General features: G+C 57.8%; 22 protein-coding genes. 12 read left to right on the top strand and 10 right to left on the bottom strand.

Annotation, left to right across the window (positions count from 1 at the left end):
• Nucleotides 1-3: 3 nt before the first annotated feature.
• Together Z946_RS0117260 and Z946_RS0117255 are read right to left on the bottom strand one after the other, a co-directional pair.
• A complete protein-coding gene (locus Z946_RS0117260; protein WP_025056976.1) occupies nucleotides 4-1,578 on the bottom strand; it encodes a Re/Si-specific NAD(P)(+) transhydrogenase subunit alpha in 1,575 nt (524 codons plus the stop codon).
• 137 nt (nucleotides 1,579-1,715) lie between these two features.
• Nucleotides 1,716-2,198 (bottom strand): methyltransferase family protein, encoded by a 483-nt coding sequence (locus Z946_RS0117255; RefSeq protein ID WP_241461347.1) that lies wholly within the window; start codon nucleotides 2,196-2,198, stop codon nucleotides 1,716-1,718.
• A gap of 104 nt (nucleotides 2,199-2,302) precedes the next feature.
• Here Z946_RS0117255 and Z946_RS20830 point away from each other — a divergent pair, with 104 nt between their 5' ends.
• A complete protein-coding gene (locus Z946_RS20830; protein ID WP_025056974.1) occupies nucleotides 2,303-2,893 on the top strand; it encodes an REP-associated tyrosine transposase in 591 nt (196 codons plus the stop codon).
• Nucleotides 2,894-2,931: 38 nt separating this feature from the next.
• Here the strand turns inward: Z946_RS20830 and Z946_RS0117245 are convergent, their stop codons facing one another.
• From Z946_RS0117245 to Z946_RS0117230, 5 genes are all read right to left on the bottom strand, one after another.
• Complete coding sequence (locus Z946_RS0117245) at nucleotides 2,932-3,708, bottom strand: gamma-glutamyl-gamma-aminobutyrate hydrolase family protein (RefSeq protein ID WP_025056973.1); 777 nt, start codon at nucleotides 3,706-3,708, stop codon at nucleotides 2,932-2,934.
• A gap of 119 nt (nucleotides 3,709-3,827) precedes the next feature.
• On the bottom strand, nucleotides 3,828-4,253 hold the full coding sequence (locus Z946_RS0117240; RefSeq protein WP_025056972.1) for a GlcG/HbpS family heme-binding protein: 426 nt from the start codon (nucleotides 4,251-4,253) through the stop codon (nucleotides 3,828-3,830).
• Nucleotides 4,254-4,354: 101 nt separating this feature from the next.
• Complete coding sequence (locus tag Z946_RS0117235; RefSeq protein WP_025056971.1) at nucleotides 4,355-6,493, bottom strand: malate synthase G; 2,139 nt, start codon at nucleotides 6,491-6,493, stop codon at nucleotides 4,355-4,357.
• A gap of 105 nt (nucleotides 6,494-6,598) precedes the next feature.
• Nucleotides 6,599-6,751 (bottom strand): DUF2256 domain-containing protein, encoded by a 153-nt coding sequence (locus Z946_RS21450; RefSeq protein WP_081780850.1) that lies wholly within the window; start codon nucleotides 6,749-6,751, stop codon nucleotides 6,599-6,601.
• A 77-nt stretch (nucleotides 6,752-6,828) separates the two neighbouring features.
• The gene (locus tag Z946_RS0117230; protein WP_025056970.1) at nucleotides 6,829-7,071 is read right to left on the bottom strand and encodes a hypothetical protein; all 243 of its coding nucleotides are present in this window, start codon (nucleotides 7,069-7,071) and stop codon (nucleotides 6,829-6,831) included.
• Between the two features lie 100 nt (nucleotides 7,072-7,171).
• On the opposite strand from Z946_RS0117230, the gene pepN reads away from it, so the two are divergent.
• From pepN to Z946_RS0117215, 3 genes are read left to right on the top strand one after another with little or no spacing between them, the layout of a single operon-like run.
• Nucleotides 7,172-9,733, top strand: a complete 2,562-nt coding sequence (pepN, locus tag Z946_RS0117225) for an aminopeptidase N (RefSeq protein WP_025056969.1) — start codon at nucleotides 7,172-7,174, stop codon at nucleotides 9,731-9,733.
• Nucleotides 9,734-9,735: 2 nt separating this feature from the next.
• Nucleotides 9,736-10,476, top strand: coding sequence for an SDR family oxidoreductase (locus tag Z946_RS0117220; RefSeq protein WP_025056968.1), 741 nt, complete (start codon nucleotides 9,736-9,738; stop codon nucleotides 10,474-10,476).
• Complete coding sequence (locus Z946_RS0117215; protein ID WP_025056967.1) at nucleotides 10,473-10,907, top strand: hypothetical protein; 435 nt, start codon at nucleotides 10,473-10,475, stop codon at nucleotides 10,905-10,907. Before Z946_RS0117220 ends, Z946_RS0117215 begins: the two co-directional genes overlap by 4 nt.
• 1 nt (nucleotide 10,908) lies before the next feature.
• Here Z946_RS0117215 and Z946_RS0117210 read toward each other — a convergent pair whose 3' ends face one another.
• Entirely contained in the window at nucleotides 10,909-11,676 is a 768-nt protein-coding gene (locus tag Z946_RS0117210; RefSeq protein WP_025056966.1) for a transglycosylase SLT domain-containing protein, read from the bottom strand.
• Nucleotides 11,677-11,931: 255 nt separating this feature from the next.
• Between Z946_RS0117210 and Z946_RS0117205 the strand changes: the two genes are divergently transcribed.
• On the top strand, nucleotides 11,932-13,239 hold the full coding sequence (locus Z946_RS0117205; RefSeq protein WP_025056965.1) for a hypothetical protein: 1,308 nt from the start codon (nucleotides 11,932-11,934) through the stop codon (nucleotides 13,237-13,239).
• 229 nt (nucleotides 13,240-13,468) lie between these two features.
• Nucleotides 13,469-14,218 (top strand): lysophospholipid acyltransferase family protein, encoded by a 750-nt coding sequence (locus tag Z946_RS21180; RefSeq protein WP_160170289.1) that lies wholly within the window; start codon nucleotides 13,469-13,471, stop codon nucleotides 14,216-14,218.
• Between the two features lie 52 nt (nucleotides 14,219-14,270).
• Here Z946_RS21180 and Z946_RS0117195 read toward each other — a convergent pair whose 3' ends face one another.
• The gene (locus Z946_RS0117195) at nucleotides 14,271-14,819 is read right to left on the bottom strand and encodes a hypothetical protein (protein WP_025056963.1); all 549 of its coding nucleotides are present in this window, start codon (nucleotides 14,817-14,819) and stop codon (nucleotides 14,271-14,273) included.
• Nucleotides 14,820-15,080: 261 nt separating this feature from the next.
• Between Z946_RS0117195 and gatB the strand changes: the two genes are divergently transcribed.
• From gatB to Z946_RS21445, 3 genes are all read left to right on the top strand, one after another.
• Nucleotides 15,081-16,589 carry an Asp-tRNA(Asn)/Glu-tRNA(Gln) amidotransferase subunit GatB gene (gatB, locus tag Z946_RS0117190; protein ID WP_025056962.1) on the top strand — a complete coding sequence of 503 codons (1,509 nt, stop codon included), beginning with the start codon at nucleotides 15,081-15,083 and terminating at the stop codon, nucleotides 16,587-16,589.
• 85 nt (nucleotides 16,590-16,674) lie between these two features.
• Nucleotides 16,675-17,145 (top strand): thioesterase family protein, encoded by a 471-nt coding sequence (locus tag Z946_RS0117185; RefSeq protein ID WP_025056961.1) that lies wholly within the window; start codon nucleotides 16,675-16,677, stop codon nucleotides 17,143-17,145.
• Between the two features lie 147 nt (nucleotides 17,146-17,292).
• Complete coding sequence (locus Z946_RS21445) at nucleotides 17,293-17,820, top strand: DUF4177 domain-containing protein (RefSeq protein WP_025056960.1); 528 nt, start codon at nucleotides 17,293-17,295, stop codon at nucleotides 17,818-17,820.
• Nucleotides 17,821-17,829: 9 nt separating this feature from the next.
• On the opposite strand, the gene Z946_RS0117175 is transcribed toward Z946_RS21445, so the two are convergent.
• Nucleotides 17,830-18,087, bottom strand: a complete 258-nt coding sequence (locus Z946_RS0117175) for a BolA family protein (RefSeq protein WP_025056959.1) — start codon at nucleotides 18,085-18,087, stop codon at nucleotides 17,830-17,832.
• A gap of 75 nt (nucleotides 18,088-18,162) precedes the next feature.
• On the opposite strand from Z946_RS0117175, the gene Z946_RS0117170 reads away from it, so the two are divergent.
• The 3 genes from Z946_RS0117170 to cobS all read left to right on the top strand — a co-directional run bounded on the left by Z946_RS0117170 (nucleotide 18,163) and on the right by cobS (nucleotide 21,594).
• Nucleotides 18,163-18,789: a DnaJ domain-containing protein gene (locus tag Z946_RS0117170; RefSeq protein ID WP_025056958.1), complete on the top strand. Its 627-nt coding sequence runs from the start codon at nucleotides 18,163-18,165 to the stop codon at nucleotides 18,787-18,789.
• Between the two features lie 37 nt (nucleotides 18,790-18,826).
• A complete protein-coding gene (locus Z946_RS0117165) occupies nucleotides 18,827-20,494 on the top strand; it encodes a tetratricopeptide repeat protein (RefSeq protein ID WP_025056957.1) in 1,668 nt (555 codons plus the stop codon).
• 113 nt (nucleotides 20,495-20,607) lie between these two features.
• Nucleotides 20,608-21,594: a cobaltochelatase subunit CobS gene (gene cobS / locus Z946_RS0117160; protein ID WP_025056956.1), complete on the top strand. Its 987-nt coding sequence runs from the start codon at nucleotides 20,608-20,610 to the stop codon at nucleotides 21,592-21,594.
• Nucleotides 21,595-21,640 lie beyond the last annotated feature (46 nt).

The raw sequence follows: 21,640 nt of genomic DNA, 5'->3' as shown, positions 1-21,640 counted from the left end.
CCTTTACGATTTCTGGAACATGGCGAGCATACGCCGTGTCACGAGGAAGCCGCCGAAGATGTTGATCCCACACATGAAGACCGACAGCGCAGCAAGCAATATCACGATGAAGGAGCTTGATCCGATCTGCATCAGCGCCCCTAGAATAATGATGGACGAGATAGCGTTCGTGACGGCCATCAATGGCGTGTGCAGGCTGTGCGCCACGCCCCAGATGACCTGAAAGCCCACAAAGACCGCTAGCACAAACACAATGAAGTGCTGCATGAAGCTTGCTGGAGCGACCAGCCCCACCGCCAGCAGCAACGCGCCACCAATTGCGAGCAGCGTAACCTGATTTTTGGTCTGCTGCTTGAAGGCCGCAACCTCTGCCGCACGTTTTTCTTCCGCGGTCAGCTCCTTGGGCGCAGGCTTTTTGGTCTGTGCGGCAATCGCGGCCACCTTGGGCGGTGGCGGCGGAAAGGTGACTTCCTTGGCATGAGCGATAGTCGCCCCGCGGATCACGTCGTCTTCCATGTTGTGATTGATAACGCCGTCTTTTTCCGGCGTCAGATCCGTCATCAAATGACGGATATTCGTGGCATAAAGCGTGGAGGACTGTGCCGCCATCCTGCTTGGGAAATCGGTATACCCGATGATCGTCACACCGTTCTCGGTCACGATCTTTTCGTCCATGACGGTCTGCTTGCAGTTACCGCCCTTTTCCGCAGCTAGATCAACGATAACGGAGCCGGGCTTCATCGCGGCGACCATGTCATCCGTCCAAAGCTCGGGTGCTTCGCGGTTCGGGATCAACGCCGTGGTGATAACGATATCCACCTCCGGTGCCAACTCGCGGAACTTCGAAAGCTGTGCTTCGCGGAACTCGGGGCTGGACACGGCTGCATAGCCGCCTGTCGCAGCACCGTCCTGCTGTTCCTCTTCGAAATCGAGGTAAACAAATTCGGCACCCATCGATTCAACCTGCTCGGCCACTTCTGGCCGCACATCGAACGCCAGCGTGATCGCACCCAGTGACGTGGATGTTCCGATCGCGGCAAGGCCAGCAACACCGGCACCAACCACCAATACCTTGGCAGGAGGCACCTTGCCCGCCGCCGTGATCTGACCGGTAAAGAAACGGCCAAAGTTGTTACCTGCCTCGATCACCGCACGGTAGCCCGCGATATTGGCCATGGACGACAGCGCGTCCATCTTCTGGGCACGGCTGATGCGCGGGATCATCTCCATCGCGATGACCGTCGCACCTTTGTCGGCTGCGGCTTTCATCTTTTTCTCGTCCGCAACGGGGCTGAAGAAGGAGATAAGCGTCTGGTCGGCACGTAGTTTCTTCATCTCGCCCGTATCAGGTGCGCGCACCTTGGCGATGACATCGGCCTCTTTCCACAGGGCAGTGGCGGTCTTGACCACCTCGACACCGGCCTTGGTATAATCCGCATCGGCAAAGCCTGCTGGCACTCCGGCGCCAGCTTCGATGAGGCAGCTGTGCCCAAGCTTTTGAAGCTGCACGGCGGAGTCTGGCGTCATCGCGACGCGGTTCTCGCCTTTAAAAATTTCTTTTGGCGTTCCGATCTTCACTCGGTCTTCCCCCCTGTTTGGTCGTCCCCTGAAGATGGCCCCTGTCTAGGACCGTCCTTTGCATACGCAGCAAGTAGCGCGGTGACCCATTATCCACAAGCGCGGCAAGGTTTAAAAGAGGCTTAACCACCTCATTTTCAAAGCCAACGTGGCGTTTTTTCAGCAAAGTCATCGAATAGCTCGCCGAAACTTTCTTTCATGCGCGCTTCTTCCGGCGCAATAAAGCGTCGCGTCAGAACAAAGACGAAGACGGGAATCAGCACAAGCGCGGGCCACGCCCCCCACCAGAGGATCGCCCCGCCTAAAACCAGCACATCGCCCAGATAGATCGGATTGCGGCTGCGGGTGAACGGACCTGAGGTAATGATACGGTCCGGCGTCTGATGCGGCACCACGCTGGTCTGATGCTGCCGGAACGCGGCCACGGCCCAGAACATGAGACCAATACCACACAAAACCAATACAACACCCAAGCCACTGGTCAGGGTGAAAGGCACCGTCAGCGCGGGCAAAAGTTGCGTTTGCGCCCACGTCAGCAGCAGCATAGCAAGGAGCCAGACAGGCGGCAAATCCACCAGTTGCGAAAAGGTCAAACCCTCCGTGTCACGCCACTTGGCCAAACTTCCTCTCCCTCTGTACTCTGCAACGTAAGCAGAAGCCTACCTCACAGGGTCTGCTGTTTGCTTAACCGTTGATTAACTACAAAGCACCTAAGCTCCGGCACATGTCAAACTACATCCGCCGCCGCACACCGGGTGCTACGTATATCTTCACCCTGCGTCTCGCACAGCGCCACGATGACCTGTTGCTGCGCCGCATTGATCATTTGCGCCGCTGCATGCGTGCCACTCTGGAGCGCTATCCGTTTCGCATTGATGCGATTACCGTGCTGCCGGCCACGATCCATATGCTTTGCACGCTGCCGCCTGATGATGACGCCTATCCCGCCCGCATCGCTTTGTTGAAATCACAATTTTCGCGCGGCTGTCCCATGCCACCCCACCGCACCCTGTCCCAGATCAAACGCGCAGAAAAGGGCATTTGGCAGAGGCGCTATTGGGAACATGCGATCCAAGATGCGGCCGACTTTGACCGTCACCGCGACCTGATCTATCTCAGCCCGGTTCACGCGGGCCTGTGCCCCCGGCCGCAGGACTGGCCGCATACATCTTTGCACCGTGACCTGCGCCGAGGGGCACCAATTCCACCCGCCTTCGGCTTTGACCGGGGCACGCCGCAGCTTGCTGGAAACACAACTCTATCGCGGCAAAACGAAAAAACACGCGAGTTGCTAGAAGAACAGAGGCTTTCGTGATCTCGAAAGGTGGGCAGAGCGCCCCTTACCGCGCAAGATCAGACCGCTTTCAACGCAGGACGCGCAGCGCGGGCAGACCAATCACGCACAGCATCACCGAATGCGGTAAACAGCGGACGTGATACAGCATCGTCAGCAGCATTCCATTCTGGATGCCACTGAACCGCAAGGGTGAAACCGGCAGCGCCTTGTACGTAGATCGCTTCGGGCGTTCCATCATCCGCGTGCCCGTCAATTACGATACGTGGACCGGGTTCCTTGATCCCCTGCCCGTGCAGCGTATTCGTCCGCACCCGCGACTTGCCCATCACATTGTGGAACAAGCCCCCTTCGGTGAAGGTCACATCATGGCGCAGTTCGAACTTCTCTTCCATGGTCCCATCGGGAGGCATGCGGTGGTTCATTCGGCCAGGCAATTCACGTATCTCGGGGTAAAGCGTCCCGCCCATGGCAACGTTCACTTCCTGAAAGCCGCGACAAACGCCAAAAAAAGGCTGACCACGCTCAACGCAGGCCCGCACAAGCGGCAGGGCAATCGCATCTCGGGCCCGGTCAAACTCGCCATGCGCTTCGGTTGCCGCTTCGCCGTATTCTTCGGGGTGCACATTCGGACGCCCGCCCGTCAGCAGAAAGCCGTCACAGACCTCCAGCAGTTCCTCAACGCTTACATGGCGCGGATCGGACGGGATAATAAGCGGAAGGCATCCCGACACATCTGCAACCGCGTCAGAATTCATCTGTCCACCTGCATGGACCGGATACTGATCGTTCAGCAGATAGGAATTGCCGATAATACCAACGACGGGTCGTGCCATATGTCACCAAAGATTGCCTGCTTTGATGCGTTTATAGGCCAGCCGCGCCGATCCCTCAAGCACACAAGCCGCCATGCGGGCGGCCTGTGCATCGTCTTCGCCTAAACAACAGGCAATTCTTAGATTTCGCCGACCAGATTTGCGGCCTCGATCCCCGCCATCGCGGCAATCGCATCGTTGTCAGAGCTGTCGCCCGTCACACCCACAGCACCAATCACGGCACCTTTCTTGTCACGCAACAAAACACCGCCCGGCACAGGGACAACGTTACCGCCAAACACGCCGTTCACGGCTGCCAGAAAGTAGGCCTGATCTTCGGCACGCTTCATTTGCGCCGTGCCGGCCATGCCCATCATGACGGAACCGTACGCCTTGCCATGCGCAATGCCAAAACGACCGACGGATGCACCGTCCTCACGTTCAAACGCCTGCACGTGCCCGCCCGCGTCCAACACGATCACCGAAAGCGGCTTCAGTTCCAGCTCGCGGCCTTTTTCCAGTGCTTTGCGAATGATTGTCCGCGCCTTGCGCAATGAGATTGTCATCAGTGTGACCTTTCTTGAATTGTCTTGTTCCGGGACGGTGCCGGACTTGGGTATGACTTAGATGCCCTGCCCGCCACCCTTTGTTTTATTGACGGATCGGCTTAGCTCGCAGCCTTCAACTCAAGACGACGTGCATGCAAAACCGGCTCGGTGTAGCCCGATGGCTGCGTGCGGCCTTCGAAAACCAGATCACAAGCCGCTTTGAACGCGATGCCATCAAAAGACGGTGACATCGGACGATACAGCGGATCACCTGCGTTTTGGTCGTCTACGACCGCTGCCATTTTTTGCATCGCCGACATCACCATATCACGGCTGACAATTTCATGGTGCAACCAGTTGGCCACGTGCTGTGCCGAGATGCGGCAGGTCGCACGGTCTTCCATCAGGCCCACGTTGTTCATGTCAGGCACCTTTGAGCAACCGACCCCCTGATCAATCCAGCGCACGACGTATCCAAGGATACCTTGCACATTGTTTTCCACCTCACGCTGCACCTGCGCGTCTGTCCATTTCTGGTAGGTCGCCAGCGGGATATCCAGCAGTGTTTCTTTATAGGTCCGCCGCCCTGTCTCGCGCAGTTTGTCTTGCACGGCAAAGACGTCGACCTTGTGATAATGCAACGCGTGCAGCGTTGCCGCCGTTGGTGACGGGACCCAGGCACAGTTCGCACCGGATTTGGGATGCCCGATCTTCTGTTCCAGCATCGCGGCCATCATGTCGGGCATGGCCCACATACCTTTACCGATCTGCGCCTTACCCGAGAGACCACATTCCAGTCCGATATCGACGTTTTGCATCTCGTAGGCGTTAATCCACGGCTTGTTCTTGATATAGTCTTTGCGGCTGAACGGGCCTGCTTCCATCGAGGTATGGATCTCGTCGCCCGTCCGGTCCAAAAAGCCGGTGTTGATAAAGGCCACACGCGATTTTGCGGCACGGATGCACTCTTTAAGGTTCGCAGACGTGCGTCTTTCCTCGTCCATGATGCCCAGCTTGACCGTATTCTTGGGCAGGCCCAGCGCCTTTTCGACGTGGGTGAAAATCTCGTCCGAGAACGCAACCTCTTCAGGTCCGTGCATCTTTGGTTTGACGACATAGACCGAACCGGTAACTGAATTGCCACCTTCGCGGCCAAGGTCGTGCTTGGCAATCAGCGTGGTGACCATCGCGTCCATCAAACCTTCAAACACTTCGTTGCCGTCGCGGTCCAGCACCGCAGGGTTTGTCATCAGGTGGCCCACGTTGCGCACAAGCATCAGCGCCCGCCCCTTGAGCGTGGTGGTCCCGCCATCGGGTGTGGTGTAGTCACGATCAGCGTTCAGGCGGCGCGTCATCTCGGCCCCGCCTTTGACAAAGCTCTCTTCCAGATCGCCCTTCATCAACCCCAGCCAGTTGCCATAAGCCAGAACCTTATCCTCGGCATCAACGCAAGCCACGGAATCTTCGCAATCCATAATGGCGGAAACCGCGCTTTCCAGCTGCACATCTGCCAGACCGGCCTGATCGCGGCTGCCAATCGGATGGCTACGGTCAAACACCAATTCCACATGCAGACCGTTATTGCGCAATAAGACCCTGTCCGGTGTTTGCGCGTCGCCGCGATACCCGACAAATTTCTCCGGTTGCATCAGCGGCTGGTCGTCTACGGTCAGCGCGCCATCCCGCACCGCATACTTCGTGGCATCTGCGTGGCTCACCCCTTCAATGGGGAACGCTTCATCTAGAAACACACGTGATCGCGCAACAACGCGAGCACCGTGTCCCTGATTATAGGGCCCTTTAGGTGGCTGTGTGCCCATCGCATCTGTGCCGTAGAACCCGTCATAAAGACTGCCCCACCGGGCGTTGGCCGCGTTCAGCGCAAACCGCGCGTTTGTAATGGGGACAACCAGCTGCGGCCCAGCGATAGAGGCAATCTCGGGATCAACATTCGCGGTATCGATAGAAAAATCGTCACCCTCGGGCACCAGATAGCCGATCTCTTTGAGAAAAGACATGTAGGCTGTGGTATCGTGCGGCTGGTTCGAACGGGCTTTATGCCATTCGTCGATTTTTGACTGAATATCAGCGCGTTTGTTCAGAAGATCGCGGTTCTTCGGCCCCATATCATGGACCAAAGCAGAGAACCCTGCCCAGAAATCATCAGCAGCAACACCCGTGCCACCCAGTGCTTTTTCCTCGATAAAAGAGACCAGCGTCTCGTCTACCTGCAAGCCATGTTTTTCGATCCGTGCCATGTCCAATGCCTCCCGCAAAGTTTCCTTTCGGAAACACTTAGAGCCAAAGGAAACGCGGCACAAGCGCATTTGGTCATAAAATATTACCAGATACGCGGGTAGGTTTCAGGTCTGTTTTGGGCGCTCATTCCTGCAGCGGTCAGAGCAGTATTTCACCGTTTCCCAGACCTTGGCCCATTTACGCCGCCAGACAAAAGGGCGGCCACAAGTGACGCAATCCTTCTGAGGCAAATCGGACTTCTTGCGCATGCGCGTCATTGTACCCTTCCACTCAATGCAAAAGCGATGCCAGTTCCCTGACATCGCTTCGTACCATCGTCACAACCAACAATCGCTTAGTTGCTTTCGTTTGTCCCCGGTGCGACCGGATCAATTGCCACGCCATCAGCGCCCTGTGTGCTTGTTTCAGTTTCGGATCCGATCAGCGTCTCCTCGGATGGAGTGGTGCCACGGAAGGCGGTAAAGGCGATCATCAGGACAATCATCAGCGCCCCGAAGATCATGGCACCGCGTATGCCCAGCAGCGAGGGCTTATGTTCATCGGCTTGGCGTTCTACATTTGTATCTGGGGCTGACATCGTCATCTCCTATTTGCATCTTCATTTCACCCGTTGAGGGTGCTGTGTTGCGGGTTTAACGTGGCGCAACCCGTAAGGTTCCAAACAAAAGGTGCTCCCGATGCGCGATGCCGCTCCGAAAACGATCTATCTGTCCGATTACACGCCCTATCCGTGGACCGTCGACAGCGTCGATTTGCACTTTACCCTCGACCCGCATGCGACCCGCGTACGCAGCTTGATCCGTTTCGCCCCCAATCCAGCCTTTACCGGCGAGACCCCGAACACCATGTTCCTGCACGGCGAGCAGATCAAACTGATCTCGGCGCAGATTGAGGGCACGGCGATCAATCCCGACCTGACGGGCGAAGGATTGACCTGTGCGGTGCCGGGCGGACCGTTCACTTGGGAATCCGAGGTCGAAATCGACCCCGCGAACAACACCGCCCTTGAGGGGCTTTATATGTCAAACGGCATGTATTGCACTCAATGCGAGGCCGAAGGGTTCCGCAAGATCACATTCTACCCTGACCGTCCCGATGTGATGAGCGTCTTTACCGTAACGGTTGAGGGCCCGCATCCCGTGTTGCTTTCAAATGGCAATCCGGTCGTCACTGAAAACCATCTCGCCAAATGGCATGATCCCTGGCCCAAACCGGCGTATCTTTTCGCATTGGTTGCGGGTGATTTGGTTGCCCATTCCGACAGCTTCACCACCATGTCAGGCCGCCACGTCGATCTGAACCTTTATGTGCGTCCCGGTGACGAGGGCAAATGCGCCTTTGGCATGCAGGCGCTCAAGGCCTCAATGAAATGGGACGAAGACGTCTATGGCCGCGAATACGATCTGGATCTGTTCAACATCGTCGCCGTGGACGATTTCAACATGGGCGCGATGGAGAACAAGGGCCTGAATATCTTTAACTCCTCTGCTGTTCTTGCATCGCCGGAAACATCCACCGATCTGAACTTTGAACGGATCGAAGCAATCATCGCGCACGAGTATTTCCACAACTGGACCGGCAACCGCATCACCTGCCGCGATTGGTTCCAGCTTTGCCTCAAGGAAGGGCTGACCGTCTACCGCGACAGCCAGTTCACCTCCGATATGCGCTCGGCCCCCGTCAAACGTATTTCTGATGTCATCGACCTGCGCGGTCGCCAGTTCGCCGAGGACCAAGGCCCGCTGGCCCACCCCGTCCGGCCCGAAAGCTTTCAGGAAATCAACAACTTCTATACTGCCACCGTCTATGAAAAGGGTGCCGAGGTCATCGGGATGCTGAAAACCCTTGTCGGGGACGAAGCCTATTATAAAGCACTCGATCTCTATTTCACGCGCCATGATGGCGATGCAGCCACCATCGAGGACTGGCTGAAGGTGTTCGAGGAAAGCACAGGCCGCGACCTTGCCCAATTCAAGCGCTGGTACTCACAGGCGGGCACCCCGCGCCTGTCGGTCGAACATAGCTTCGAGCTGGACACGCTGACCCTGACCTTTACGCAACATACACCGCCCAGCGCGGCGACACCCGATCCGCAGCCGCAGGTGATCCCGATTGCTGTTGGCCTGATCTATCCTGACGGGACCGAGGCGCTGGAAACCCGCGTGCTGGAAATGACCAAAGCCACCCAGAGCTTCCGTTTCACAGGGCTGGAAGATGAACCCGTTCCATCCATTTTGCGCGGCTTTTCCGCACCTGTGGTGCTGACCCATGACTTAAGCGATGCGGACCGCGCCCATCTGCTGGCCCATGACACCGATCCCTTCAACCGTTGGGAACAGGGGCGCATGCTGGCGCGCAAATCACTGCTTGCCATGATCACAGAAGGCGCAGACCCCGACCCCGCCTATCTTGCGGGCATTCACAAGGTCGCCACCGACACTACGCTTGATCCCGCGACCCGTGCGCTGATGCTGGACATGCCGTCAGAAGCAGAACTTGCTACCGTCCTGCACGAAGCAGGCACCGCGCCCGACCCTGCGGCAATATATGCCGCACGCGAGGCGATGGCCGAAGCGCGCGCCGACGCCTTTGCTGACGTCGCCGCCGACATCTATGCGGCCAATACCGTAACCGAAGCCTATCAGCCGAACGCCGATCAGGCGGGACGGCGCGTTCTTGGCAATGCCATGCTGGCGATGATCACGCGGCGTGATGACGGCGCACAGGCGGCTGCACAATATGACGGCGCCGACAATATGAACCAACAGCTTGTGGCGCTGGCCCTGCTCGTTGGTGCGGGCAAAGGCGATGAAAAGCTGCAAGCTTTTGAAAAGCAATGGCAGGATGACCGCCTGGTGATGGACAAGTGGTTCGGTCTTCAGGTCTCCAAGGCGAAGCCGGAGGACGCCGCCGCCACGGCGCGCCGTCTGACCGAACACCCCGCCTTTACCCACACCAACCCCAACCGTTTTCGTGCAGTCTTCGGCGCGCTTGTGATGCATCACGCGGGCTTTCACCACGCTTCCGGTGACGCCTACACGCTGCTGGCCGACTGGCTGATCACCCTTGATCCGTTGAACCCGCAAACCACGGCACGTATGTGCTCTGCCTTCCAGACGTGGAAACGCTATGACAGTGACCAGCAGGCTAAAATGCTGGCAGAGATCACCCGCATCCTCGCCACGCCAAACCTTAGCCGTGACACCACCGAAATGCTGACCCGCATTAAAGGAGCGTAAGGATGGCCAGACCCGTTTGCCTGATCACCGGTGCCTCTGCGGGCATTGGTGCCGCCTGTGCCGTGCTTGCCTCCCAGCGCGGCTATGACGTGGCGCTTACCTACAACTCCGATCCCGCCGGAGCCAAGGCTGTCGCCGTTGCAGCCGGTGAGGCCGGTGCGAAAACGCATGTCATTCAATGTGATGTGGCCGACCCCGCCGCGATCGAGGCAATGTATGCAACCGTCGATGCGCAATTCGGCCGCCTAGATGCGCTGGTCAATAACGCAGGCATTGTCGATCAGGCCGCACGCGTTACCCAAATGTCCCATGCCCGTCTGCGCCAGATGTTCGACGTTAATGTGATCGGCGCTATCGAAGTCGCACAGGGCGCTGTGGTGCGGATGGAAGCGGCAGGGAAAGGGGTTATCGTCAACATCACCTCCGCCGCTGCCCGTCTTGGCTCGGCCAACCAATATGTCGATTACGCCTCTTCCAAGGCCGCCATGGACATCTTCACCAAAGGACTGTCAGACGAAGTCGCAGCAAAGGGCATCCGCGTGATGGCCGTGGCACCGGGGCTGATCGACACAGAAATCCACGCCAAGGGCGGTGATCCCGACCGCGCCGCACGGTTGGCGCATATGGTGCCGATGGCGCGCACCGGGTCAGCGGAAGAAGTCGCCAAAGCGGTGCTGTTCCTGCTGTCGGACGAGGCATCCTACATCACCGGATCAACCCTGAACGTCACCGGCGGACGGTGAGCGCCGCCTATACCTACACCCGTCAGGGCCGCAGCCGCACCACTGCCGTGGTTGTGCTTGCCATCTGGACCGCGATCGTCAGCGCGTGGGCGCTGCTTGATATGGCACCTTGGCTGGTCGCATTGGTCGGGCTGTGCACCCTGCCCGCCATGTGGGACCACTACACAAATCCGCTCAGTGGTTTGACGCTGGAAGACGGCAATATCCTGTGGTTCAGCGGCAAGCGGAGGGGTGCCGTCGCCTTTGATGAAATCGACCACGTGCGCCTCGATACGCGGCTCGATTTCTCTGTGCGGGCGACCCTTGTGCTGAAGACCGGCGCGAAACTACGGCTCCCGTTCGAGGCAACACCGCCCCATGAAGCTTTTGAGCAAGCCCTGCTTGCGCGCGGCCTTGCAACCAAACGCTTTCACTTCCAGCTTTTTCAGTAACTCAGGGCCGCGACCGTGGCCGCGTGGCATTGACCGGCTTGCAATAGTTCTGCCGCTTGAGCCAGCCTGCCATGTCCCGCCTTTTCGCGCTTGAGTGCATAGGCCCCCAATCCGCCGTGACACCTTGGCCCCGTTTGCCTTTGTAGCCGTGGATGACCCCGTCACGCGGGACTGTATGCGCCATGATCCGCACTGCACAGCTCAGGTTCGCCGCACCGTTTTTAAGCGCCTCGCCAGTGCCCACGTTGCATTTATAGCCGCGTGCCGTGGACGGAAGGATTTGCAGCAATCCGTACCACAGACCGCCACCGCCAACGGCGCTGGCCTTGTAGGTACTCTCGTGCTTGGACAGCGCAGAAAGAAACCCGACCCAGAAGGCACGGCGCGTCGCATCATCTGCCAGAGGGTAATTGGGGCACCAGTTCTGGATGTCTGCCGGCACCAGATTGACCAACGGTTTGCCATGCTGTTTCAGCGCTGACAGCGCCGCCCGCGTCCACAGCGCATGACCGCCTTTGTGTTGAAACCGGGTGCGGGGAAGGTTACCGCGTCTGGCCGGAGGACGCAGATGCGTGTCAAATCGTGGCGGCAGGACGCTGAGGTCCTGGGCGGCCTCTGCTACCGAGGGTGTAACGTCAGTGGAAAGATCGGCACTGTGCGACGCTTCAACCACCGTCGCACGCGCCTTAGGCCGGACCGTATTCTCGGCCACTGCAGGAACGGCAAAGAGCGCGATTGCCGCAGCCTGTATCATCCATTGCATTTTCATCGGCACACTAAGAATGTGATTTAGACAAATTTGCAAGTTTTCGGTCAATCGGTTGGTTTTATTGGAAACAATACGCCCACAAAGCCAATATTCTCGCACTCACCACTGCCAATAGCAGCACAGCAGCACACACAACCTTAAGCGGATTCCCGCCTGCGTAGTGCAAATTCCGCCATATCTCCGCACGCCCGCCACTGTTCCGCCCAATTACAATGGGAAATGTCCATTAACGAAACATGGCACGGATCGATCAACATGAGAGCCCTCAGCGCCTTTATTCAGAAACATGTGCGGCCCAAGGGCAGCCCGCTGCCGTTTTCCCCGCAGGCCGAGGACACGGCACCTGCGTCCACTCCCCTGCCCGCGCTGATCCGCCGTCGGGCTCCGCGCACTGTCATGAACTCCGTGGCGCAAAACCTGCTGCACATCGCTTGCCCTGACCCTACGGCAGAAGATGCGATCCGCGACAAGTATCTCCTCTCGGCCCAGCACCTCGTGCGACAAGAGCGTTGGGAAGATCTGATCTCGGCGATCGGCATTGCCGATCTCAAGCGTCATCTGACACCCGGCGGGATGCCGGTCGCTGAATTGATGGCCTTTGGTGCACGTTCGGATGTGGTCCACGCGGTTGAGCATGCATTGATGGATGGACGCCCCCCAAAGGACGCGCCTTTGCTGGCCGGTATCGAGGCGCTGGAGCATGTGTTGGTAGAGCATTCCGAAAGCTATGTCGTGGCCTGCATTGTAGCACAGGCACACATGGATACAGCTTGGGCATGGCGTGGTACCGGTTGGGATATCGAAGTACCCACACGCAACCGCGAAGCATTCTGCGCTCACTTTGACCGTGCGTCCGACATCATGGAGCCGTTCTGCGCAATTACTGTAGATTCGCCGCTGCTGGCCGCCACCGGCTGTGCACTTTTGGGTGGATCCTCCGAAGACAAACGCCCCGTTGCAGATTGCTACGAAGCGCTGATCGACCTGAACCCGCTGAATCCGCGCCCGATGCGAGCGATGGGCAATCACCTGCTGCCACGTTGGTACGGTTCCTACGCGGAGCTCGAACTTGAAGCGCGCCGTACCGCCGCGCGGACCGCAGACACATGGGGCGCTGGCGGCTACACGTGGGTTCAGTTCGACGCAATTTCCTGCGACGATACGGCTTGCGCCAACCTCGATCTCGACTTTTTCGTCGAGGGTCTGCACGATATTCTGTCCAGACGGCCAAACGCCTACAACGCGAACCTTCTAGCCGCCTATTGCGCGAACTCTGTCGGGCAGTCCTTTTCGGGCAACGACCAAGCCGATCAGGTCCGGAGCCAGATTGCCGATTGTGCGCAATGGATTGTGCGCGAGCACCTGACCGAATTGCACCCGATGATCTGGGCACATGCCGCGCGGGGATTTGACAACAACCTTCGTGTTTATTCCCCCGCACGATTTGCCGCTTCTGGCCGTGACGATGCAATGCGCATCATCTCATCTCTGTTCAGCGCGGAAATTGCATCAGGCAAACGCATTGTTTTCACCGATAACGGACCGATTGCGCAGGCAAGCTGATCCGCGCGGGGCCGATACCGGCTACCCTGTCTTACCGCTACGTAAACAATAATCATTGCGGTCTGTCGCACAATCGCAGATAGAGAAGCCGCAGAGCGGCCAAGCCCTCGGTCCGGCGTGTGTCATGACGCTGCATAATCCGTCCTCATGGCATCACCTCCTCCCTGCGGATCACGTGGGTCGGCAAAATATGTGGCAGGCCCCGATGCAAAACCAATCCGCTGGCTCCGTGACATCTACGGATGAGATCGACCCGATGCCCGTTCGAGTGCTCAAGCGGACATTGCTTGTCGTTCTGGGGCCTTTCTATTTTCTTGGCATCGCCTTTGTTCCTTTGATCTGCTCACGCCGAAAAGGATTTCGCGGCTGGTACTGGCGGCTGGTAAAGCGCGCCTGTTCGCGTCTTTTGTGGTTACTGAGCATCCGCACGCAAATGTCAGACGCGAACAAGCGTGATCTGGCTGCGAACACCGGCAGCATCATCGTCATCAACCACCGCAGTCACTTGGACGGATTCGTGCTGATGGATACTGTTCCGGATGCCAAATGGTTTACCTTCGCGGCCAAGAAAGAACTTTGCGATGCCAAGCTTTTGAGTACCGGATTTAACGGCGCCGGTTTGATACCGATTGACCGTGCATCAGGCTCCGTCGCGATGGATACCCTGACCCAAGCCGTGCGCGAAATGCCGGATCGCCGTTCTGTCGTGCTGTTCCCTGAGGGAACGCGCACGAAGTCTGAGAGCCTTGGTGCCTTCAAAGCAGGTGCCGTTGTCGTGGCGCGCGACACAGGACGCACCATTCTACCTATCGTCATCCACGATTCCGACCGGTTGCTGCCGCCCGGCACATTCGTTCCCAAAAGCGGCACGATCCGTATCGATGCATTGCCGCCCTTTGTCTGTGACCCGAACGCAACCGTGGACGAAGATGTTGACCGGCTCCGCAATATGATGATGGCAGTATTCGACGAAGGGTGAAGGCCCGTGGAAGTGCATCCGCTAGAATGCTCAGACCAGCGCCGGCCGTGGGTCAGTTCGCATCAAGAAAAGTGGAGACCCGCCGCCCGATGTTGCCGTTGCTGACCGCCTGATATTCAAGCTCCAACCCACCTTCTGACAACGTCCTGTCAAACTGCTGGATTTCGTAGCCCCCTTCAGACGTCACAAACAGCGAATATACTGTAAGCGTATCATTCAGAATCCGCGCCCAGACATAAGGTTCGCCCTTCATCGGATCGAGCGGCACCTCTTTGCCAAATACATTCCGCTGCATACGTGCACTGAAAACTTCGTCCCGCTCAGTCGGAGCGAACTGAATCCTGTAGCTTTTGACCTTTCTGTCCCCGTCGCCACCCGTTGTGGCCGTCGACCATTGCACCACAAAGCCGTCATCGTCCTCAGCAATGCTCACAGACATATCACGCTTTGCGGGGGAACCGTCATTTCCGATAATTTCCGCAGAGCCGGTATAGGTGCCGACAAAGGCGCTGATATCCGCGGCCCAAACGCTCCCGGCAATGACGCTCCAGCAAAGCAGTGCTCCTGCCAGCTTTGGTACGTAATGAAGAACAGCTTTCATGGTCTACTCCAATGCAGTCGCGATGCGATCGGGGGCCGCGCAATCCGCCCCTTACGACAAAGATAACCTTCATCTGACACAAAGATAGTGCAAGCAGGAACGAAACCACAGCTTTCGCCTGCCTGACGTCTTTTACACTGCCAGAACCCAAATATCTGCACATGCGGGCCCGCACACGCCGCTTGATACCGCCGCCACCCTTGCAGCACCTCGCGCCCTGTCTTAAGACCAGCAGAACACTACCGCTTAAGAGGGCACAGCATGCTTGATCTGACCTACGACACCCCAAAACCACGCGTCATCGCCGGCGCGAAACACGACTGGGAACTCGTCATCGGGATGGAGGTCCACGCGCAGGTTTCCTCAAACGCGAAACTTTTCTCTGGTGCGTCGACGCAATTCGGTGCCGAGCCAAACTCGAACGTCGCCTTTGTAGACGCGGCCATGCCCGGCATGCTTCCCGTCATTAACGAATACTGCATCGAACAGGCTGTGCGCACGGGCCTTGGCCTGAAGGCCGAGATCAATCTGAAGTCTGCCTTTGACCGCAAGAACTACTTTTATCCCGATCTGCCGCAAGGCTATCAGATCAGCCAACTCTATCATCCCATCGTGGGTGAAGGCGAAGTGCTGGTGGAAATGGGTGATGGCACCGCACGCCTGGTGCGGGTTGAGCGTATCCATATGGAACAGGACGCCGGTAAATCCATCCACGACATGGACCCCAACATGTCTTTCGTGGACCTGAACCGCACGGGTGTCTGCCTGATGGAAATCGTCTCGCGTCCCGACATCCGTGGCCCTGAAGAGGCTGCCGCCTATCTGGCCAAGCTGCGCCAGATCCTGCGCTATCTGGGCACCTGTAATGGCGACATGCAGTCAGGTGCGATGCGCGCAGACGTCAACGTCTCCATCTGCCGTGTCGGCCAGTACGAAAAATACGTCGAAACACAGGACTTCGCCCACCTCGGGACGCGTTGCGAGATCAAGAACATGAACTCCATGCGCTTTATCCAGCAGGCGATCGAAGTCGAGGCCAAGCGCCAGATTGCCATCGTTGAAGGTGGTGGCGAGGTGACGCAGGAAACACGCTTGTTTGATCCCGACAAGCAGGAAACCCGGTCCATGCGGTCCAAAGAAGAAGCGCACGATTACCGCTATTTCCCCGACCCCGACCTCCTTCCGCTTGAGATCGAACAGGCCTGGGTTGATGACATTGCGGCCAACCTGCCCGAACTGCCAGACGCCAAAAAGGCAAGATTTATTGGTGATTTCGGCCTTAGCGACTATGATGCATCGGTCCTGACAGCCGACCTCGACAGTGCCGGGTACTTCGAAGCCGTTGCCAAAGGGCGCGACGGAAAAACATCTGCGAACTGGGTCATTAACGAACTTTTCGGTCGTCTCAAGAAAGACGAAAAGGACATCTCTGAAAGCCCGGTCACACCGGCGCAACTGGGTGCGATTGTCGATTTGATCGCCTCTGACGCGATTTCGGGAAAGATCGCCAAAGACGTATTCGAGATCACCTATACCACAGGTCGCGACCCCGCAGAGATTGTCGAAACCGAAGGCATGAAGCAGGTCACCGACACCGGTGCCATCGAAGCCGCCGTGGACGAAATCATCGCCGCCAACCCCGATCAGGTCGCCAAGGCCCGCGAGAACCCCAAGCTCGCAGGCTGGTTTGTCGGTCAGGTAATGAAGGCAACAGGCGGGAAGGCGAACCCCAAAGCGGTGAACCAGCTCGTCGCGGCAAAGCTCAAGTAAGGCGGGGTCTTCCCCCGCCCTAGCCCTCTGTTCACCTCACATAAAGGGCGGAGCACTTACCGCCCCCCCCACGCCGGAGTACCCGATGCAGACCCCTTTCCGATCCTCGATGATGATGGTCAAACCAGAATGGATCGACATCAACGGCCACCTCAACATGGCCTACTACAACGTTCTTTTCGATGAGTCTGTGGATGAGCTCTATCCGCACATCGGCTTTGGCGAGGCTTATATCAAGGAAACGGGTTGCACCACTTACGTGGCCGAGTGGCACATCCGCTATCTGCGCGAATTGCACGAAGGAAACGAAGTTTACGCCCTCTTCTATCTCATTGATTTTGATGAGAAACGCTTTCACAGCTATTCCGAACTTTATCACAAGGACGGCTGGCTTGCTGCGACGGCCGAAGGGCTGACGCTACACGTGGATCAGAGCGGCCCTCGCGTCGCGCCGATGCCCCAGAACATTCAGGATGCGCTGGCGACCTACAAAGCCGCCCAGACTGAGATGCCGGACCCTGCGAATATCGGCCGTAAGGTCGGCTTGAAGCGCTAAGTCTGCGTTCAGCAGTTACCGCCAACGTCGGCTGCGTTCGTACTCCACAAAGACCTGCGTGCCGACCATGTCTGATCTAACACGCGTTCCCGTTCCAATTCTTCCAGCCTTGGGCTAAAACCACGCGACCACAGAAAGATAGAATTCATGCCCCGCTACGAATACAAAGTCGTTCCCGCCCCGACCAAGGGCCTGAAAGCCAAAGGTGTCAAAGGGGCTGAAGCGCGCTTTGCCCACGCAGTGCAGGAGCTTATGAACGGGCTTGCGGGATACGGATGGGAGTACCAGCGGGCCGAGACCCTGCCCTCGATCGAGCGGTCTGGCCTGACGTCCAGCACAACCGAGTGGCGCAACGTGCTGGTGTTTCGCCGTCTGCGCGAACATGACGCAGAAGCGTTTGCGCCGGAACTTCTGCCGCCACCGCCGTCTGCCGATGATAACCCGGATCAAAACGACGTAGGCACGCCCGCGAAAGCCGATACCGCCGATGCGGAAACTGCAGCCCGCAGCGGCAAAAATACGGACGAAAAATCTGAAATCAAACCTGAAGTCATCGCGGATGATATCGATGGCGCGTTCGACAATGGCGTAGAGGACACCGATAACCTCGCCGACACGTCAAGCACGCTAAAAGCGCTTGCCGCATCTCGAAACCCTTCCAAATCAGAAACTTAGGTTGCGAACTTAAACGTCTAGATCAAGTGCGAGCGCATGAATGCGCCCCATAAGCTCAGGACCGATGGCGCTGTGCACCGCGCGGTGACGCGCCAAACGGTTCAACCCCTTGAATGTCTCGGACCGCACCATCACATTAAAGTGGCTGCCGCCGCCTTCTCGAAAACCGGCGTGTCCACGGTGGCTTTCACTGTCATCTATCACTTCCATCTCGTGCGGGTTCAACGCCGCGCGAAGCCGTTCTTCAATCTCTTGCACTTTCGCCATTTTTTTCTCCTCGCCCCCTTCAATCTCGCACCACAGCGTCTAAACTCACTCGCCTGAGTCGGAAAGGTCGAACACATGAGCAAATCTGATCCCTTTGGTTTCGACATGTCGGTGTCGTCGTCGAAAAAGAAGAACCCGCGCGGCCGTCGTGGCATGTCGGGTGCTTCTGAAACCTCGACCCGCGTATGCGATCACGAAGGATGTGAGGACGCGGGCAAATACCGCGCCCCGAAGGCACCCGATGTGCTTGATGACTATTTCTGGTTCTGCCAGCAGCACGTGCGCGAGTACAATCTGAAATGGAACTTCTTCCACGGCACCACCGAGGCCGAGATGAACGCGCAGCTGAGCGAGGACAAGGTCTGGGAGCGCAAGACCAAGCCGCTGGGCGACCCCGAAGCGCGTGCATGGGCACGTCTTGGCATCGAGGACCCGCATCAGGTTCTGGGCAAGAACGCGACGCAGAACCCCGGCAAGGGCCCACAAGCAGGACGCCGCCTGCCGCCGACCGAACGCCGCGCTGTAGAGATTCTGGAGGTCAAAGACAACATGACCAAGCCGGAAATCCGCAAGGCCTACAAGATGCTGATCAAGGTGCTTCACCCCGACATGAACGGCGGCGACCGCAGTCAGGAAGACCAGTTGCAACAGGTCATGTGGGCGTGGGACCAGATCAAAGGCAGCCGCAGTTTTAAAGACTAGTACACGGCAGCAGTACACACGCGAAAAGGAGCCCGGTTTGGACTATCCATATGATTTAGGGCGCTTTTCGCGTGTTGTGACGACCGATAGTGCTGAGGCACAGATTTGGTTCGATCGAGGCCTGAACTGGATTTACGGTTTCAACCACAAAGAAGCGATTGCCTGTTTCAAGCGCGCCACTGCCGCTGATCCGTCCTTTGCGATGGCACATTGGGGCCATGCCTATGCCGCTGGTCCGAATTACAACATGCCATGGGTGCTTTACGATTCCAAAGGGCGCGCAGAGGCGCTTGCTGAAGCTTATGATGCCACACAAGCCGCTCTCGCAAATGTTGGGACCGCGTCAGCCCCCGAGGCGGCTTTGATCATAGCGCTGAGTGCCCGATACCCACAGCGCGATCCGGTTGAAGATATGGCACCGTGGGATAAATCCTTTGCCGATGGGATGCGGAGCGTTCAGGCCAGTTTTCCGGATGATGCGGAAATCGCGACGATCTTTGTGGACGCCCTGATGAATCTGACCCCATGGGCGATGTGGGATCTTCCGAGCGGTGCGATCGCTTCCGGCGCTGCTACGGCAGAAGCCCGCGCCGTGCTTGAGCGGCACATGGCCTTGCCCGGCGGCATGGTCCACCCCGGCATCCTTCATCTCTATGTACATCTGATGGAAATGTCGCCCTTCCCAGAAAAAGCACTGAAAGCAGGCGATGTCCTGCGGACACTGGTGCCCGATGCGGGCCATCTGGTACATATGCCCAGTCACATCGACGTGCTTTGCGGGCATTATGAAAACGTGGTGCGTTGGAACGAGCGGGCAATCGAGGCGGACCTGAAGTATTACGAGGCCGAGGGTGCCTTCAACATCTACACCGGCTACCGTCAGCACAATTACCACTTCGTGATCTACGGCGCTTTGTTCCTTGGCCAGTTCGAGCCCGCCATGGAGGCGGTGCGGGGCATGGATGAAACCACACCGGACGCTTTGCTGGAAATAACCTCCCCCCCGATGGCGGACTTTTTCGAGGCCTATCTCAGCATGGAGCCACATGTTCTGATCCGCTTTGGCATGTGGGAAGAAATCCTCAAGCTGCCGCTGCCGGAAGACCATGAGATCCGCTGCACCAAGGTTGCGATGATTGAATATGCAAAGGCGCTGGCATTGTCCGCACTTGGCCGGGTGCCGGAAGCTGAAGCACAGCATAAAGTCTTCATCGCGGCAAAGGCGCGTGTCCCCGAAAGCCGTCTGCTGCATAATGTGCGCGCCATTGATTTGCTGGAAATCGCGACCGCCATGCTTGACGGCGAATTGTCGTACCGCAAAGGCGACTACGTGTCGGCATTTGCACGTTTGCGCGATGCAGTGGCGCTGGATGATGCCCTGCCCTACGACGAGCCTTGGGGCTGGATGCAGCCCACACGTCACGCGCTCGGGGCATTGCTGTTAGAGCAAGGTCACGCAGCCGAAGCAGAAGAGGTCTTTCGTCAGGACCTGGGTCTTGCCCCCGGCTTGCCCCGCGCCTGTCAGCATCCCGACAACGTCTGGGCCTTGCGCGGGCTTCACGACTGTCTGGCCGCACAAAGCAAAACCCAAGAGCTTGCGCACGTCAGGCTGCGTCTTGATCTGGCAGAAGCACGTGCGGACCGTCCTGTCACCGCCGCCTGCGGTTGTGCACAGGTTGCCATGCGAACAGGCAGGTCCATATAACTGGCCTGAAGGGGGAATAAACCCTTAGGCCTACCCTTGCAGGTGGCACGGATTTGTTGCACCACGTGGGGGACTTTAGTCTCTCGACAGAGCTTGAATGAAAGGACGACCCAATGGCCGACGGCGCGCTGGATATCGACACAAAACCAACCAAGGAAATCAGCGTCCGCGACGTTTTCGGCATTGATACAGACATGGTTGTCAAAGGCTTTGAGGAGCGTACCGAGCGTGTGCCGGATCAGGACAGCACGTACAAGTTCGACCCTGATACCACGCTGGCGATCCTTGCGGGCTTTGCGCACAACCGCCGCGTCATGGTGCAGGGCTACCACGGTACAGGTAAATCGACCCACATCGAGCAGGTGGCAAGCCTTCTGAACTGGCCCTGTGTGCGTGTAAACCTCGACAGCCACATCAGCCGGATCGATCTTATCGGTAAGGACGCGATCAAGTTACGTGACGGAAAACAGGTCACCGACTTTCAGGAAGGCATTCTGCCATGGGCTCTGCGTAACCCTACTGCCATCGTCTTTGATGAATATGACGCGGGGCGTGCAGACGTTATGTTCGTGATCCAGCGTGTGCTGGAAGTGGACGGCAAGCTGACGCTTCTGGACCAGAACAAAGTGATCGAGCCGCACCCCTATTTCCGTATCTTTGCCACCGCAAACACTGTGGGTCTGGGCGACACAACTGGCCTTTACCATGGCACGCAGCAGATCAACCAAGGCCAGATGGACCGCTGGTCACTGGTGGCGACGCTGAACTATCTGTCGATTGACGCGGAAACGGCGATCGTTCTGTCCAAGAACCCGCACTACAATACCGACAAGGGCCGCAAGACCGTAAAGCAGATGGTCACAGTGGCCGACCTGACACGCACTGCCTTTATGAACGGCGAACTGTCGACGGTTATGTCGCCACGTACGGTCATCGCTTGGGCGCAAAACGCTGAGATTTTCCGCAACGTCGGCTATGCGTTCCGTCTGTCCTTCCTCAACAAATGTGACGAGCTGGAGCGCCAGACAGTTGCAGAGTTCTACCAGCGTCTGTTCGACGAGGAACTGCCAGAGAGCGCTGCAAGTGTGAGTTTGGGCTAAGGGGCGCGGATTTCACATCAGAAATCTGGCAGATCTCCTGCGGGAG

The sequence above is a fragment of the Sulfitobacter noctilucicola genome (genome assembly GCF_000622385.1).
GTDB lineage: Bacteria > Pseudomonadota > Alphaproteobacteria > Rhodobacterales > Rhodobacteraceae > Sulfitobacter > Sulfitobacter noctilucicola.
Note: the sequence above shows the minus strand (reverse complement) of the source record. Positions and strands in the feature narration are given on the sequence as shown.